Raw genomic sequence first — 16,963 nt, forward strand, 5'->3', positions numbered from 1 at the left:
CTAAAACGAAAAGTTGCATTACAGATATTTCATCTTCTTAAGGTAGTTGACCCACATAATGTACGCACTCGCCTTTAAGTGAATCCCATCAATACTCAGCTCCTTTTTAAGCTCCTGATTCTCGTCCTCAAAAAGAGGATGAAGATCGATGTATGTCAGGCCTTCCTCCCGGCAAAGCTCTTTCAGGCGCTTATTTAGTTCTATTTGCATAGGATTTCGTCCCTCGAGATACGGAGCCTTTGTCATCGAACTATTTAGGGGGAGGATGCTCTGAATATACAGTGTAGTCCTGGGCGAACCCGTTCTTATCTTAGAAATTATCCGGCGGTAATTCTTCAGAATGACTTCATAAGGCAACTTTCTGGCAAGATCATTGATCCCTATTAACAGGAAAATAGTTTTAGGTTTAGCGGCAACGATCTCATCCACCCGTGCCAGTAATCCAAACGTATTGTCTCCGCCTATTCCGCGGTTAATTACAGGTTTATCAGGAATCAGTTCCTGCCACTCACCATGCTCGGTAATACTATTACCAAGGAACACAATTTCGTTTTTCCGGTGGGGCATCTTCGAAAAAAACTCCATCCGCTGCAGATAGTGAGAGTTCGCATAGTTGCTATCAATCTTCACCTCCTGAGCAGAGGCAGAGAAGACAGACGTAGAAAAGAAAGCAAAAAGTAATGTTAATTTATTCATTGTTATCAAAGTGCATGAACGTCCCGTAAATATTTCACCCATAAGATATAAGCCGCCGAACGAAGATGGATGCCATCTAAAGTATTCTCCTTCTTCATCAGTCCCTGTTCGTTCACAAACACGCTCTGCACATCCAGATACGTCAGGTGTTTCTCCTTCGCCAGATGCTCCAGCTTTCTGTTTAACTCCCTGATAAGATCCGGAGTGATTTTCTTGTAGCTTTCGCCAAGCATGTAGGTATTGATCGGTAGAACGCTCTGAATGTAAACCTTGCTGCGCGGCGACTTCTCCCCGATATAGCCGACAATCTTAGAGTAGTTATGAAGTATCACATCAATAGGAATGCCCCGCTTTAAGTCGTTGATCCCGATCATAATAAATACCTTTGAGGGCTTAGAACCAACTATCTCATCCAGTCTGGCCAACACACCATAGGTGACATCCCCACTGATCCCCCTGTTTAGAACATGCTTTCCCGGAACTAACTCCTGCCACTCCCCGCCTTCTGTTATGCTGTTCCCCAGAAATACAATTTCCTTCTTCTGCGGCGGCATCTGCTTAAAAATGCAAGACGCTGAACGTAATGAGAGTTTAAAAAAGAGCTGTCTATCGTCCCGTCCTGAGCACTAGCCCCCACCGAAAAGAAGAACAAGGCCACCAGACTTAGCAGAGGGCAAGCCTTTATTCCATTGAGAATATAATTTTTCATATCCGTTATCTTAACACTCATAACTATTCTGCGTCCGCATCTTTCAGTTTGTTCCACCAGAACTTTTTTAACCAAACGCTGGTGATGATTAAGACGCCACTCCATATCACCATCTGGGTATTCTCCCTGATCATGAAGTACATGGGGATTACTACCTGCGCCATCTGCCAGATAATACCGGCGATTATATTGGAGGCGTCGCGATTGAAATCTTTATTAGGTTTAAAGGCGGGATCTTCGAGCATCACCTCTTTCTTAATCGGTCCCCAGAAACCCCATGGACGAGTTTTCCTGTAAAATTCCTTCACCGCTTCCCGGTTAGGAAGAGGTTCGATGTACGTACCAATGATACATCCAGCTAAAGAAACCAATAAGATGACCGGGAAAACATAAATATCAACTATCTCCGGAAAAAAGAAAAGCTTGGTAGTCGAGGCGATCAGTCCGAAAAGCATTCCCCAGAAATATCCGTTACCAGTAAAACGCCACCATACCCATTTCAGAAGATTTGCTGCTACGTATCCGCCATAAAGGGCAGAGGTTAGCCATAAAGTCAATTTAGTTAAGGAAGAGGCATTGAAGCCGAACACGATCCCCACCAGAACCAGCAGGATTGAAGACAGCACGCTGAGCCGGATATACGTCTTGTTCGGGGCATGAGGATTAATATATTTTTTATAGATATCATTAACGATATAAGCGGGGGCTGCATTGACAAAAGCTGCGAAAGTGCCCATAAAGGCAGATAAGAAACCGGCTAAAATAAGTCCCTTTAATCCTGAAGGAACGAAGCTGTTTACCGTAAGAGGAAGAACTTTTTCAAAATCGATATTTGCGCCCATTTTGCCCATTTCCGGCCCCAGATACACAAGGCCAAGAACAGCGAAGGAAGCCACCATCAGGTACCTCGGGATATACATAACCAGTATCGTACTAAAACTCATTTTAGCCGCTTCCGACGGGGTCCGAGCAGCAAGGATCCGCTGCATATCGTAACTCGGAACCGGTCCTGCTATGGAAGCAAAGATCCCTTTAAAAAGCATCATCATAAACAGCATTCCAAACATGCCGAAACCGTCAGAAGCTATCTTGTCATTCACATTCGGTACAGGGGTCTTGCTCCAGTCAAGCTCCAGGTTCCACCCGAACGACAAGTCGCTCCAGCCCGCTGGTATAACCTGCCTGATCTGCTCAGCGCTGACGGATGTATAGGCAATATATCCTATTGAGAAACAGGCTATCGTCATAATAAAGAACTGGAGCACTTCTGTTGCTACTACGCTGTACATGCCCCCTTTGACAGTATATAAAGTGGTGAGGAAACAAATAATCAGGGCATAAGCGCGCTCAGAAGACAAATGGTAACCCAGGATATTGGTGCCAAGATCCCAGGGAAGAATGGAGGTACAGTACTTTCCTATCCCTTCAAAGAAATAGGCAATGAAACCGATCACGCTTATTACCGCAAAGGTTACGATAATAATATGGGAAAGTTTGGCGCCTTTCCCGTCGCCGAAACGAAAGGTGATCCATTGTGCGCCCGTCATCACACCGGAGCGTCTCATCCAGATGGCCAGGTACACAAAAATAAAAACCTGATTCCATACAGGCCAGAGCCAGGGGATCCAGGCACTCTTCAATCCGTAAATAAAGAGAATACTAACGGTCCACATCGTGCCCGACGTATCAAACATACCTGAAGCATTACTCAAGCCCAGATAGTACCATTTCATCTGGTTTCCCCCCAGGAAATATGACTGTAGATCTTTTGATGCTTTTTGAGAAATATAAAAACCTAGTAAAAGCATGCCGGTGATATAGGCAAGGATAATCGTGATATCTAAAACACTTAAGGACATAAATCAAGATGCTACGTCAGCAATTACTGAACAATTATTACTTTTTTGCGGAGGAATTTACACGAAGGCGTCCTGAAAGATCGACAGGAAGCTCAAAGGGCTTAAGGAAATGATCTACGAGAACAGCGGTCATTCTCCTGTCTGCCTGCAGCGATGGATCTATATCCTTTCCCGTATCGAACCCGGTCCAGGAAGCTGCAATAGTTTCATACTTAAAGTCGGGCATAAGCACTTTGAATACAGCTGTCAGGCCCGCAATGGTCAGCGGACTGCCAGAAGCCTGGTAAGTTTCCAGTGCCGGATAATAAGTACGGAGCCCTGCTACCAGTTCATATTCGCTTATAGCTCTCTCGGGATAGAACCAGGTTTGGTTCGCCCACTTGTAAGGCAGACCCGTACCTTTCATTATTCCGGTAGCTCCTATGCGCTGTATCGCCTGAAAGTGCTTATCGTCGGGCTTAACGTCTATAAAAGGCATTAAATATCCTTTGGAATCAAGCAAAGCCTGCTGGACTTTCCTCACATCAACCTCCGAGGGCTGCAAGCCCGACTGCAGGCATACAGCAGCAAGGGCACCGGCTGCCTGACCTATCGTCAGCACCACAGGCTGAAGGCGCGTAGCCCCGTTTACAATATTGGTTACGCTGATACTCTTTTCGGCAACGATAAGGCCTTCCTGATCGCGCGGAATCAGGGAACCCAGAGGAACATTATAACTCGGTACCTTAATCTTGACAAAATCAATTTTCGGAGCCCCAGGGTTTTTAAGGTGGTGATGATCAATCGTATAATCGCCTACCGCTATTCCCGTCCGGAACAAGGGATCCGGCTGATCATACGGCTTTGCTACGTGGTTGAGTGTCAAGGTTACAAGTCCCTTCATCCTTCTCGACTCGCGGTGATAAGGGATCATCGGCAAATGATCCTTCGTAGGGTATTCATCCTCAGCGATTCCAAGATTTTTAAACCCGAGAACCGTCTGAATATAATAAAGGAAGCGAAGTGTATGTAGCTTAGCTTCCTTCAGGGCCACCTGTCTTTCGGCGGGTGTCTTCTCGATGATGTTCAGATAAATATCGTTCCCGTCCTTAGGCCAGTTGATCATATACTTGTTATTGGGCAGCCGGCCATACTGCATCATCTGGTAACAATTATTTTCGGGACCGGTCACCTTAGACGGATCGGATACATCACAGGCCTTTTTAAATTCGTCATGATTATAGCCCTCAGGCTTTCTGATGGTTTTGTCCACTCCCTTTCCAAAATCCTTCAGGGTGACCACATAGGTAAGATCCTGAATGATGTCGTTCGCTTTCTCCGGTGCAAACTCCTCCTTCGTGTCGAACTTGCTGTCCATCCCAACAGAATAGGGAACCTTTAATGCCGCCATCACATCTCCAAGCTCTGTCGCGTCTATAATGAGATCTGCTTCAACCGACTGTTTCCGACTGTCTTTTTGAACAGTGATTACCCATTTATTGCCTTTCCGTTCTGAACTTAGCCACCTGCTTTTATACCATATCGTCAGATTTTTACGGCTTGCCAGTTCCTTCAGAAGCTTATTTCCTACCGAAGGCTCGAACAGAGTGTTGCTTACCCATCCTGTTTCCACTTTCTGCGGTCCGCCGTAATAATCATAGAGCTTCTGCCTGAACTCCCCCATAAACCCGAGGGCATGTTATGATTACCATCTATGGCCGACACACCGGCCGAAGTCAGCATTCCCCCAAGCCATTCTGTCTCTTCTATAACCAAGGTATTAACGCCCATTCTCGACGCCTGAATAGCTGCCGTCGTACCGCTCGCACCTCCTCCAACAACTACCAACTGGTATTTCAGGTGGCGGGCAGACAAGCTTTCATGAGCAAATGTAAGTAACAGGGCAAGAACCAGAAGGGAACGGAAGTATCGATTCATGAGTACCAAAATAAATAATTTTTCGTATTCGAGGTGGAATTATTAATTTTTTTATTAACTATTCTGTAACGAGTATATCTATCTCTCTAAGCACCGATTCCTCCCCTTTATAAGTCACATTCTTAGCAACAAAACTGACCCGATAGGTTCCAGGTTTGGCAAACGTGTGGGTGTAAACCTGTTTCATATCGTCTACGTATCCCTTGATCGGGGTTCCCGTATCCGGACTCGTCTTATTGTCAGGAAACAGCGCTTTTGTAATAGCCCAGTCTTCCGTAGGAGCCAATGTACTATTAGGAGAAAAAAGATCATGGTCGAGTTCGAGAACGTCCAGCTATTGCTCGGGTTTTCAAAATCAACAGCTTTCCACCCCGCGGAAGCCCGGTCAGTTATAATGCTTGAAAGCCCATTAGGAAAAGTATTGGTAACATTGAACTGCTTTACCCTCCAGAGCCGCTGAGTAGTTGTAGTAGCCCCTGCAGGCGCTGCCTCTCCCACATATCTGAATGCGAAATAGATCGGCTTGCCCGCCTGGTATAGATCGGAAACGATAGCGTCGCCCGAGGGCGTGTCCGTAGCTCCCCCGAACGTAAGTCGGTCGCTGATATTCACCCAGGTGGCAGCTTTCACGCTGGGAATGTCATAAACGCCATTAAAATCAGTGGATACCATAAGCCTTAGATTGTTGGGCTGCGAACCATAAAGGGTCTGAGTCACCATATTGACTTTAAGAACGCTATTGTCGAATTCAAGCCGGTCTTTGTACTTGTACTCCTGTCCGCTTTCTCCCGAATAGAAGGTTATTGAGTTGGCAGTACCCTTAAAAACAAACTCCACCAGCTCGTTCACTTTATACTCCTGCTTGTCCGTTCTTACATCAAAGTCGGGTACATTCACCTCGTCCCTGCGACAAGACGAGGAGAGAAGCAGGATCGCCGCTATACTTAAATAATAGAATCTTTTCATGTTCTGATAATTAGAATATCTGTCACCAGCCTTTATTTTGAGTCATTTCCCTGTTGAGCGACAACTCCCGGGATGGAATAGCAAAAAGAGTATCACGTCTCGCCAGGTTGTTTCCTGATCTCGCCGCCAGTCGCCAGTACTCGGGAGCTGTAGCATTGATTAAGGCGGCTGTACTTTTCATCACGTCATAATAAATGCCCCATCTGACCAGGTCGAACCTGCGGAGACCTTCAAAACCAAGCTCAAGAGATCGTTCCTTCTGAATCGCACTCCGGAAGTCGTCTGCATCAAGACCAGAAGGAAGATCCGCCTTAATTTTGAGGGCGTGTTGCTTAACTGCATCCGTCTCAAGCAGAACACCGTAGGCCCGCTCCCGCACAGCATTGATGGCATCGTATGCAGCCTGCGTTGGTCCGTTCACTTCATTCTCCGCTTCTGCAAACATGAGCAGGATGTCCGAATACCGGAGGAGCGGAAAGTTGATACTGGTCGAACTTGTATACTTGGGAGTGGCAGTCTCATATTCTCTCCTCCACTTTGCATTACAACGGTTATAAATGATGCTTGCATTCGAGGTCCCGGCATAAGGCGTCTTTGTGCCGTTGGTCGCATAGTAATAATCGTTAATGGTCCAGTCACGCCTCAGATCCTCGGCGCTGAACGAGTCATAATAAGACTTCATCACTTTGACAATGCCATAACTGTAGCCGATCGCTTCGTTACTAGTACCTATGCCGGTAATAGAACCTAAGGAGCCTTCTTCATACTGTCCGCTTGAAGCTTTTGCAAATTCAACTTCCCAAATACTCTCCCTGGTATCGTACTTATCCTGGCACATATTGATAAAGACCTCTTTGTAGTCCCTAATAAGCTGATGAAACTTTGAATCGATAGCTTTAAGCGCCCATTTTCTCGCTTCGGCAAACCGGGAGCGGTCATAAACCGGAGCCCCTGCCATCTTCAGATTCACTCTCGCCAGCAATCCCCATACCGCCGACTTTGTCACGCGTCCGCTATGAGGATATGCAGAGACAGGCTTTACTCTCTTTTCTGCCTCCGTCATATCCGAGAGAATCTGGCTGTAGATGGCCGAAAGAGGAGATTTAGGAAAATTACTCTGACCTACATCGTCCGTTGCTTTAAGTCGCAGCGGCACTTCCCCGAAGTTCGACGTGAGAATGAAATAGAAATAGCCTCGTAAAAACAAAGCCTCCCCCCTCGCTACTTCTCTGCTTGTTGAATCCATTCGGGCACTGTCAATCTTCTGAAGCAACAAATTCGCCCGGTCTACACCCTGATAAAGAGTCAGCCATGTACTCGTTAACTTTATATCAGACGGATCATAATTATAGAGCGACAAGTCGCTTACCTGACTGGAGACTGAGTTAAATCCTTCATCGCTCATATCCATTTCAAAGTACAGGTATCTTCCATAGGTACCGCTCTTGCCAAGTCTGTCATAGATTCCCGACAGGTAAGCATAGACCTCATCTTCGTTTTTGAAATAATCATCCGGCAGTACGGTATCCTGTGGCTTCGTTTCAAGGAACTCCTTACAGGAAGTTGCAAACAAGCTTACCAGTAGTAATCCGTATAAAATTCGTTTCGTCATCATAATGCTGAGATTAGAAAGTAGCATTTAAACCAAATGTTAATGTTTTTGCCCTCGGATAGGCGGAATAGTCAAAACCGGGGGTCAGGGCAGATCTGCGTACCGAAACTTCGGGGTCGTAGCCCGAATACTTCGTCCACGTATGAAGATTCTGAGCAGAGGCGTAAACCCGAAGACTTCCCACTCTCAACCTCTGCAACATCCTTTTCGGCAGAGTATAGCCAAAGGCTACTGTTTTTAGTCGCAGATAAGAACCGTCCTCAATAATCCGGGTCGAATAGGCTTTCATCGTTATTCCTTTTGCGGCAGGAATATCACTGTCCGGATTTTCCGGAGACCACCGATTGGCATAAGATGCAAATTGATTGGTGTTGTACTTGTAACCCGATTCCAGCATCTGCCTGTTGGCGTTAATAATATCGTTACCATACGACCATTGAAAAAACACATTTAAATCAAAGCCCTTGTACTCAAAATTATTATTAAAGCCACCCGTGTGGATAGGATATGGCTGTGCGATAATGGTCTTGTCGGATTCATTGATAAGCAGGTCTCCATTAATATCCTTGTACCTGATATCGCCTGGCTTAATACCCGCTCTGTCCTCTCCATTTGCCGGACGGTCATATTTAAGCACCTGGCTTCCTGAACCATCAATATCAAAGTCTTCTGCCCGGTACACGCCGTCGAACAGGTATCCGTACACCTGAGCAATAGGACCGCCGACCTGAGCAATATAAGGATAGATGTTGCCCCAATCGTCGCCCCAGCGCATAGACGTAAGCAGGTACGACTGCTCATCAGCAAGAGCGACCACTTTATTCCGGTTGAATGAAATATTGAACTCAGAAGACCACCGCAGCTTTTTGTCAACAGGAATAAAGCCGACGGAAATCTCCAAACCTTCGTTCCGCACCTTACCGATGTTCATCAACTGTCTTTCATAGCCGGTACTAAGTGCCTGATCCGCATTTAACAGCAGATCTTCCGTATTCTTCCGGTACACATCAGCAGTGATCGTCAGACGCTCCTTAAAAAAGCCGAGATCGAGCCCCAGGTCCGTCTGCTCGGTGCTTTCCCATCTGAGGTTACTGTTTCCAAGAATGGAGGCGTAGCTACCCTTTTGAAGATTATTCCCGAAGCTGTATCCGCTCGAATTGTCTACAGAAATTCCGGGGTACGCAGCATAATTACTGATCAGATTATTGCCGGTAATTCCCCATGAGGCTCTGAGCTTTGCATTTGAAATGAATTTATATTTCTTCACAAACTCCTCACTTCCAAGCCGCCAGGCAAAAGCCCCGGAGGGAAAGAAGCCCCATTTGTTATCCCCCGTAAATCGCGAAGAGCCGTCCGCCCTGACAGAAGCGGTAAAAAGATATTTCGACTTCAAAGAATAGTTCACCCTTGAAAGGAAAGACATCTGACTCCAGTCGGTAGAAAAAGAGGTAATGGTGGAAGGATTTCCTTCATCAAGACCGTTCAGACCGAGGGTCTCGTTGGGCAGAAGAATCGCTGTCGCTCCGAAAACCGAACTTTTCCCCGCCTCCATGGTCATCCCGCCCAGGACATTCAAAGAATGATTCTTGTTAAATTTCTTATCATAGGTCAGCGTATTCGTATTCTGCCAGTTCGTTGAATTATAGAGAGTCTTACCTCCATTTACCTTATTGGCAGTGGTGGACAGGCCGCTCCTGGTCAGCGAGTTGTTAAATAAATCAACTTCTCTGCCCCCCGCGATATTCCTCCGGCAACTCTCAACTTCAGATGTCCGTTAATCTCATAGTCTGCAAAAACATTGCTGGTAAAGCTGTTAGCATAGGTCTCCCTCAGCTCATTCCGAGCAGAAAGTATCGGATTAAATCTGAACTCTGAGCTTTGCTCGATCTCAGGATCGTTGGGAATATCAAGCAGGTTGACAGACGGATTGACAGCCACCGGCCTGTAGGCCCACACACTGAACAGCAGATTAATCTCGTTGTTATAGGTCTCACTCGATGTACTGGTCCCGTAATATTTGGTATCAGAATACGTGGACACAAGACCGAACTTCAGCTTATCAGACACCTGCTGATCAAGGCTAAACCGCCCCTGAGCGCGTCTGAAACCTGAATTAATAATAATACCATCCTGATTGATATGCGAGACAGAAGCACTGTACTTAGTCTTGTCTGTACCGCCGGCCAGCGACAAATAGTTATTATACATCCCTGCCGATCTCATTACCTGGTCCTCCCAGTTAATCCCTCTAAGCCCCCGGTAAGGCTCGGGATCGAAAACGTAATCCTTCCACTCATCCTGATAGCCGTAAAGCCTTGCGGTCAGGATAGGGTCGATCTCATTCTGCAGCTTGACGAACTCATACGGACTCAATACTGCAAGCCTCTTATTGCTCTGCTGGAAGCCGTAGTAGCCATTATAAGTAATGGTGGGTGTACCAACCTTTCCTTTTTTGGTGGTAATCACGATCACCCCATTAGCGCCTCTCGAACCATAGATAGCAGTTGCAGACGCATCTTTAAGAACATTGATAGACTCAATATCCGCCGGGTCGAGAGAGTTGATCGGATTGACAACGCTGCTTGAGGGGTCTTCCATAGGAAAACCGTCGATTACATATAATGGAGCATTCGTCTGATTGATCGAATTGTACCCCCGAATCACGACTTCTATATTCGACCCTGGCTGCCCCTCCTGCGAAGTCACCTGTACCCCTGCAATTCTCCCGGCTAAAGCCTCGTCGAAACTTTTAACAGGAGCATTCAGGATATCAGGCATCTTTACACTTCCAACAGAGCCGGTCAGGTCGGCTTTCTTCGCCGAACCGTAGCCATCAACCACTACCTCATTAAGCATGGAAGCCGACTCGGTTAACACTACTTTCAAGTCCGATTCCCCCGAAACAGGCACCTCTTTTGTTTTGAAACCAATGCTGGAGAACACCAGGATACGATCTGACGAACCTATAGAAAGTTGAAATCGTCCATTCGCCCCGGTACTCACACCTTTGGTAGTTCCTTTAACTTTTACTGTCGCACCTATTACGATTTCTCCAAAGCCATCGTAAACAATACCGCGGACCATCCTGGTTTGCCCCTCTACCTTCAGACACTGGCAGCATACCAGAAGCAGCACAACAATAAAGCTGGCGAGCTTCGCCTTTTCTGTAAATAACTTATGCATACTAATTTCGCTTTTAAGATTCTTTAGGTTTCACTTTCAACAGAATCGTGCTTACTACTGCCCTCTCTCCTTCAGCGTCAGAAGGTTTTACAGTTAGCCGGCCATTCACCGTCATGGAAGTAGAACCACCACCATCAAGATTCAAGGCACCAACACAACCCATTTCCTTCATCAGTTGCGCCAGTTCAGCAAGACTAAGACCCGCAGCCCCGTTAGGATTATTTCCCTCCACCGCCAGCAGAACCACCATACCTTCTTTTGTGTAGCCTATTGCTGAGCGGGCCCTCGAAGAATTATTGTCTACTTCTATCAGCTCCTCTGCACTGGTTATATGAATAAGGCCGTCTTTGATCAGAACAGGAGAACCTCCTATTGCGCTATTGACTACCCAGGGTACGCCACCAGCAGGAAAGGTAGCTGAAGGCACCGGCTGAGGAGCTGCGTTCAACATATTCGGACTTGGTGCAGGGTACGAATATGTGATTCCGTTCCCCGCCCCCACGCCGTACACCCATGTCACCTCCGGAGTACCTGTGGCAGAAATCCCAAAGGCTCCCCGTGTCGGATAATAGGCAGTACTCTTCCCGTTATAAGGCCGGTTTAATGACTTTACATTAGCGGAAACGAGGGCATTGTTATACTGCACAAGACTGAGCGATGAGGTCGAAGAGAAAAACCCGCCATTAATGCAGACGAATCTGTTCCCCGACTGCTCCGCATATACCATACTCGGCTTCTTTAGTACAGCAGACGTTTTCGGTACAAATTCTACACGTGTCTTCGGATCGAATACCACGCAGTAAGCATTCATACTTTTATTCATGAAGGGCTGAACGGTACGGTAAACCTGTATTCCGTTCGGGAAGCCTTTCATTAGAGAATCTGCCTTACGCCAGTAGCCGGGCAGCTTTACCAGGGGCGTCGTATCTATTACCGGAACCGGAAAAACAGGATACTCGGCGATCGTTTTCTCTTCTTCTGAACAAGCGCCGATAGCGAAGGCTGCCGGCAAAAGCAGAACCAGGATCTTTTTTAAAAACCTCGACATATCTTTAAATTTTAATTGAAATATTTAGAGCAAAAGGACCCCTGAAAGCCAGCGTTCTGCTGCTTTTGAGTACCCTTTCAGAGTCTGTTTTCGTTAGCTATCCTATCGCCATAATTCGTTCTGAACGAGCCCTTCCGCCCTGTCAATCTCGCTCTGAGGAATCGGAAAGATATAGTGCCTGGGTTCAAAGTTCCGGTTGTCGCGACTGAACCTGACAGCGTCAGAAGCTGAGTAATTGCCGATATTGTTCAGATCGGCAGTAGCACTGGTTTTAAAATTGGGGATTGCAGCAACTGTGCCCGCTGTCTTTGAAGCGCCGTAAACTTTGCCAGGCATTACAAGTTCAGCTATCTTCCACCTTCTGATGTCAAACCAGCGAAAACCTTCAAGAGCAAGCTCAGAAGTGCGTTCCCTTCTGATCACCTGTCGCATCTTAGCCTGATCAGCAGCAACGGCCTGTTCCACATCCGGGAGACCCGCTCTCTTCCTAAGTGCATTCATAGCAGAAATCACAGAAGCATCCACCTGATTCAACTCGATTTTCGCTTCAGCATAGGTGAGCAATATTTCTGCATATCGCATGAATATCCAGCTCACACGGGCAATCGTTATATTCTCATCATTAAAGGTGTATTTCGCCCACAGGTAGCCAACTCCGTTCTTAACCGGACCAAAGGCATTGGAAAAGTCGTTATTGGTTTGCGAAACCCAGTTACCGCTTGCGTTCAGAAACTTCGTACTGGTGTTATAGACGTCAAAAATAGCTTTTGCATTATTCTGTGTAAGCGTATCACCATGCATGACCACGGTGTACTTCAAACGCTTGTCTCTTTTTTTAGAGGGTGCCGACGGATCATAAACGGACGACTCATCAATTCGCTTTCCATCCGTTGCTTCAAAATTGTCGACCAGCCGCTGGGTAGGAAACCTTCCCGACTGCCCGCCGAGGTTGCGGGAACCCTGGCCGAGCGGAATATAGTTGAGAGAATTTTGAACAGCATCTGAATACATCAGCTCAAACATGATTTCCTTCCCCGCGTTAGCGTTCTGTCCGCTTCTTGTAAACAGAGCCTCAAAGCGGGGATTTAAGCTGAGGCCTGCATTGTCTATTACAGACTTTGCTGCAGTTGCAGCTACCTCAAAATCTCCATTAGTCAAGGCAATACGAGCCTTCAGGCCTAAGGCGACCGCTTTATTCAACCTGCCCCGATCAGAGACAGACCAGGTCATCATTGCTGCCGACTCATCCAGCTCTTTGTACAGGAACTGAATGATATCAGCCTTTGGAGTCTTCACCTGATTGTAATATTCATCGTATTGAAGAGGAGTGGTAATTAAAGGAACATCGCCAAACATAAAGACGAGGTAATAATAAGAGAAGGCCCGCAATACTCTCGCCTCTGCCTGCATACGGTTGTACTCATTCTCAGCTACATTTGCTTTACCGGCTTCCATGCCGCTGATCATGGTGTTGGCACGCTGAATGGTTATATAGGCAAAGTTCCATATTGTAGAAAGACTGCCGTGGCTTGCATCATAAGCACCCTCAGCTGTACTTGCAGCACGCAGAACGCCTATATCTGTCCAGTTATCAAAATTTATCTGATAGGGAATAGATCCGGCATTCCAGTTTATTGAATTATAGACGCCCGTCAGAGCAGCGTTCATTTCCGCCTTTGTCTTCAGAAAAGAACCGGTAGTCGGCTCATCAAGAGGCACCTCGTCAAGAAATTTTTCACAGGATGACATGCTGAGTATTCCTGCAAGAACGAATATGTAATATATCTTCTTCATCACCCTAAAAGTTAACGTTCAAACCAAATGTGTAAGTTTTCATGATGGGATAAAACTCCCCGTTACTGTTGTTGATCTCAGGATCGAATCCCGGATAAAAATCGTCCCAGGTGAACAGGTTCTGGCCGCTGGCGTAAAGTCTCACAGAGCTGATCTTCGCTTTGCCGGTCAGCTTCTTTGGAAGGGTATAGCCCAGTACGACATTCTTTAATCGCAGGTAAGCGCCCGACCTTACCCAGTAAGATGAGTTGTCGTAATTATGAGAAGTATTGTTAATAGTAAGGCGCGGATAGCTCGCATCCGGATTTTCAGGGGTCCAGAAATCTTTCATGTAATTGAACATCGTCCCCTGAAACTGGCCGGAGAAAAAAGCCTGAGAACCCGTACCCGACAGATAGTTATCCTTTTTTCCAACCCCTGGAAGAATGCTGTAAAATCAAAACCTTTCCATTGGGCGGAGAAGTTAGCACTGTACTCATAGCGGGGGAAAGAATTACCGAGTATCGCCCGGTCGTAACTGTCAATCACGCCGTCAGGGACGCCATTAGCACCGCTGATATCCTTATAGCGAATGTCGCCCGGAGCAGTAACACTTCTCCATCTGTTCGGTCCGGCCGCAATTTCTTCTGCGTTCTGATACAAGCCATCAGCTACATACCCGTAGTAAGAATTAATGGCGTATCCTTCCTTTGAAATGAGTAATCCGTTAATGTACTCCTGCCCGCTCAGATCAAGCGCCTTATTCTTCACATCTGAAAGAGTAAGCTGAACCTGATACTTGAAATCTTTTAAATTATCCTTCCATCCCGCGGCTAGTTCCCAGCCGGTATTACGCATACTGCCGGCATTGATATACGGCGCTCCCAGACCCACATAGTTGGGGATCGGCAGAAGTTGCAGCATTTTCTTAATGTCTCTCCTGTAAAAATCAGCCGTCACAGACAGCCTGTTTTTCAGAAAAGCGAGATCCAAACCCAGATCGAACTGTGTCGAGGTTTCCCACCGGATGTCTTCATAAGAAGCATCTGTAAGTGCATAGCCGGTATTCGCTACGTTATTGAAATAATAAGGTTTGTCGGTATTGTAACTGGCATACGCCGGATAAAAGACAGGAGTCCCGTTTGCATCCATCAGGTTTTGATTTCCCAGCGAGCCATAGGACAGCCTTAGCTTTGCCTCGTTCACCGCTGGCTTTATACGTTCCCAGAAATCTTCCTGCGACAATCGCCAGCCTGCCGATACAGAGGGAAATACATCCCAGCGATTTCGCGAGAGGAACCTGGAAGATGCATCCCATCTTCCATTTGCTTCAAAGAGGTATTTCTCGTTATAGTTATAGTTAAAACGACCATAAAAAGACACCATTTTAAAGCGAAGCTCATCACTGCCCACACCCACACCAACATCGTCGCCTGCGCTGAGATAGGGCTTATCCGGATCAAGGCTGATCACAACGGAACCGTCAATTCCTGACGACTTAAAGGATTCCGTGCTAAAACCGCCCAGAAAAGTGAAATTGTGCTTACTGACAGACTTCTTGTAGGTAGCCTGTGCTCTGAACATGTCCCGTGAATTATCCAGAATGCCGTCATTCAAAGAATTGGTAGCGGGATACAAAACAGAGGGAACAAGTGCGTTATTTACAAGATCAGCAGAATACACCTGATATTGCTTTATCAGATTCCGCGATCTCACACTATAGCTGTTCGAGTTATAGGTTGTGAACAGCTCCAGACCCTCTACAGGCGTATACTTTAAGGAACCAGCAATCACCCTCGAATTCGTAACCCTGGTATTAAAGCCCGATGACCTTGCTAAAGCAATAGGATTTCTGTTAGCCCAACCTTCGCCGTACTCTCCCGAATGAAAGATCCCAGGCTGATTTGCAGGCAGTCCGATTGCCTGAGAGATTATAAAATTAGGCGATGCTCCTCCCGGCCAGTGCCTGTCCTGCTTATTCAGTGTAAGATCAAGAGAAGCCTGAAGATTCCTGGCAAGCGATACGTCTGTATTAAACCGAAGATCATAGCGCTTCATTTTTGTATTCTCGGTCAATCCATTCTGATCCAGAAAGCTTCCTGAAGCGTACATTCTGATCTTTTCGGTACCCGACGAGACAGACAGGTTGTGACTCTGCATCATCCCGTCGTTTGTTAATACCTCCCCTATCCAGTCGGTATTGAGGCGGGCGAAGTTATCGACACCATTCGTTATATAGTCGTTGATCAGTTCTTCGCTAAAGCCGGCGGATTGCCCGATATTCTGCCTCGCCGTATTCATATACTGCATATGCTCCACTGCACTTACCTTCTCCGGAAAGTTTGTTGCCTCCTGCCAGCCTCCGTATGCCCGGTACTCTACCCGCGTTGCATCTTTCTTCCCCCGCTTTGTCGTAATAAGCACCACACCATTCGCTGCACGCGAGCCGTAGACCGCCGCCGCCGCTGCATCTTTCAGCACAGAAATACTTTCAATATTATTCGGATCGATAGCATCAAGACTCATTTCGATATTATCAATAAGCACAAGAGGGTCCTGCCCAGCCATAAACGAGCCCACACCTCTTATTCGCAGCGTTCCCTGGTCAGCACCGGGCAAACCGGAGCCCTGTGTAACAGTGACGCCAGGAGCAATCCCCTGTAAAGCCATTGAAGTAGAAGCAACGGGCCTCTTAGCCATCTCCTCTCCGTCGACTACAGAAACACTCCCTGTCAAATTCACCTTCTTTTGCGTGCCGTACCCTACCACAACCACCTCATTTAATTGAGAACTCGTCTCCTGAAGTACAACATTCAGCTCTTGTCCGCTTCCTGCTTTTACTTCCTTACTCTGAAATCCAATAAACGTAAAAACCAGACTGGCACCTTCGGCAACATTTAGCTGAAACCGCCCGTTACCGGCAGTGGTGGTGCCTCCCTTGACGCCTTTGATCTGGACAGAGACGCCAGGCAGCGGCTCTCCCTTCGTATCCGTTACCCTCCCTCTAACTTGTCTCGTCTGACCAGAGACGTTCAGTGCAATCAAAAAAACAACCAGCAGTGAAAGCAGCCTGCATAGCCTTTTTTCTCTCTTAGTAAAAAATCTAATCATGATATGCTAATTAAATGGTGGTACTTATTGGCTTATTTTTTTATTTGGTATCTGTCGTCCGAGAACCACGATCCTCAGTCGTTGATCAT

General features: G+C 46.7%; 11 protein-coding genes and 1 pseudogene. All 12 read right to left on the reverse strand.

Translation table 11 applies throughout. The features are described from left to right. Positions 1-18: 18 nt before the first annotated feature. The gene (locus ACES2C_RS19585; protein WP_374164742.1) at positions 19-696 is read right to left on the reverse strand and encodes a GDSL-type esterase/lipase family protein; all 678 of its coding nucleotides are present in this window, start codon (positions 694-696) and stop codon (positions 19-21) included. 5 nt (positions 697-701) lie between these two features. Further along, entirely contained in the window at positions 702-1,250 is a 549-nt protein-coding gene (locus ACES2C_RS19590; protein WP_374164743.1) for a GDSL-type esterase/lipase family protein, read from the reverse strand. A gap of 178 nt (positions 1,251-1,428) precedes the next feature. Beyond that, on the reverse strand, positions 1,429-3,264 hold the full coding sequence (locus tag ACES2C_RS19595; protein WP_374164744.1) for a sodium:solute symporter family protein: 1,836 nt from the start codon (positions 3,262-3,264) through the stop codon (positions 1,429-1,431). A gap of 37 nt (positions 3,265-3,301) precedes the next feature. Continuing rightward, a pseudogene (locus ACES2C_RS19600) lies at positions 3,302-5,181 on the reverse strand (FAD-dependent oxidoreductase). A gap of 192 nt (positions 5,182-5,373) precedes the next feature. Further along, positions 5,374-6,147, reverse strand: coding sequence for a DUF5017 domain-containing protein (locus tag ACES2C_RS19605; protein WP_374164745.1), 774 nt, complete (start codon positions 6,145-6,147; stop codon positions 5,374-5,376). Between the two features lie 22 nt (positions 6,148-6,169). Next, positions 6,170-7,762 carry a RagB/SusD family nutrient uptake outer membrane protein gene (locus ACES2C_RS19610; protein WP_374164746.1) on the reverse strand — a complete coding sequence of 531 codons (1,593 nt, stop codon included), beginning with the start codon at positions 7,760-7,762 and terminating at the stop codon, positions 6,170-6,172. 10 nt (positions 7,763-7,772) lie between these two features. Then, positions 7,773-9,500: a SusC/RagA family TonB-linked outer membrane protein gene (locus ACES2C_RS19615; RefSeq protein ID WP_374166993.1), complete on the reverse strand. Its 1,728-nt coding sequence runs from the start codon at positions 9,498-9,500 to the stop codon at positions 7,773-7,775. Then, the gene (locus ACES2C_RS19620; RefSeq protein ID WP_374164747.1) at positions 9,458-10,942 is read right to left on the reverse strand and encodes a SusC/RagA family TonB-linked outer membrane protein; all 1,485 of its coding nucleotides are present in this window, start codon (positions 10,940-10,942) and stop codon (positions 9,458-9,460) included. Before ACES2C_RS19620 ends, ACES2C_RS19615 begins: the two co-directional genes overlap by 43 nt. Positions 10,943-10,955: 13 nt before the next feature. Beyond that, the gene (locus ACES2C_RS19625) at positions 10,956-11,990 is read right to left on the reverse strand and encodes a phosphodiester glycosidase family protein (protein WP_374164748.1); all 1,035 of its coding nucleotides are present in this window, start codon (positions 11,988-11,990) and stop codon (positions 10,956-10,958) included. 102 nt (positions 11,991-12,092) lie between these two features. After that, positions 12,093-13,784, reverse strand: coding sequence for a RagB/SusD family nutrient uptake outer membrane protein (locus ACES2C_RS19630; RefSeq protein ID WP_374164749.1), 1,692 nt, complete (start codon positions 13,782-13,784; stop codon positions 12,093-12,095). A 4-nt stretch (positions 13,785-13,788) separates the two neighbouring features. Next, positions 13,789-14,115, reverse strand: coding sequence for a hypothetical protein (locus ACES2C_RS19635; RefSeq protein ID WP_374164750.1), 327 nt, complete (start codon positions 14,113-14,115; stop codon positions 13,789-13,791). Further along, positions 14,112-16,874, reverse strand: coding sequence for a SusC/RagA family TonB-linked outer membrane protein (locus ACES2C_RS19640; RefSeq protein ID WP_374164751.1), 2,763 nt, complete (start codon positions 16,872-16,874; stop codon positions 14,112-14,114). The genes ACES2C_RS19635 and ACES2C_RS19640 overlap by 4 nt, the downstream gene beginning before the upstream one ends. Between the last annotated feature and the right edge of the window lie 89 nt (positions 16,875-16,963).

The sequence above is a fragment of the Arcticibacter sp. MXS-1 genome (assembly GCF_041902385.1).
GTDB lineage: Bacteria > Bacteroidota > Bacteroidia > Sphingobacteriales > Sphingobacteriaceae > Arcticibacter.

Excerpts from the sequence above, each read along its gene's own strand:
- ACES2C_RS19585 (WP_374164742.1), bottom strand. The coding sequence starts at position 696 with ATGAATAAATTAACATTACTTTTTGCTTTCTTTTCTACGTCTGTCTTC.
- ACES2C_RS19590 (WP_374164743.1), bottom strand. The coding sequence starts at position 1,250 with ATGCCGCCGCAGAAGAAGGAAATTGTATTTCTGGGGAACAGCATAACA.
- ACES2C_RS19595 (WP_374164744.1), bottom strand. The coding sequence starts at position 3,264 with ATGTCCTTAAGTGTTTTAGATATCACGATTATCCTTGCCTATATCACC.
- ACES2C_RS19605 (WP_374164745.1), bottom strand. The coding sequence starts at position 6,147 with ATGAAAAGATTCTATTATTTAAGTATAGCGGCGATCCTGCTTCTCTCC.
- ACES2C_RS19610 (WP_374164746.1), bottom strand. The coding sequence starts at position 7,762 with ATGATGACGAAACGAATTTTATACGGATTACTACTGGTAAGCTTGTTT.
- ACES2C_RS19620 (WP_374164747.1), bottom strand. The coding sequence starts at position 10,942 with ATGCATAAGTTATTTACAGAAAAGGCGAAGCTCGCCAGCTTTATTGTT.
- ACES2C_RS19625 (WP_374164748.1), bottom strand. The coding sequence starts at position 11,990 with ATGTCGAGGTTTTTAAAAAAGATCCTGGTTCTGCTTTTGCCGGCAGCC.
- ACES2C_RS19630 (WP_374164749.1), bottom strand. The coding sequence starts at position 13,784 with ATGAAGAAGATATATTACATATTCGTTCTTGCAGGAATACTCAGCATG.
- ACES2C_RS19635 (WP_374164750.1), bottom strand. The coding sequence starts at position 14,115 with ATGAAAGATTTCTGGACCCCTGAAAATCCGGATGCGAGCTATCCGCGC.
- ACES2C_RS19640 (WP_374164751.1), bottom strand. The coding sequence starts at position 16,874 with ATGATTAGATTTTTTACTAAGAGAGAAAAAAGGCTATGCAGGCTGCTT.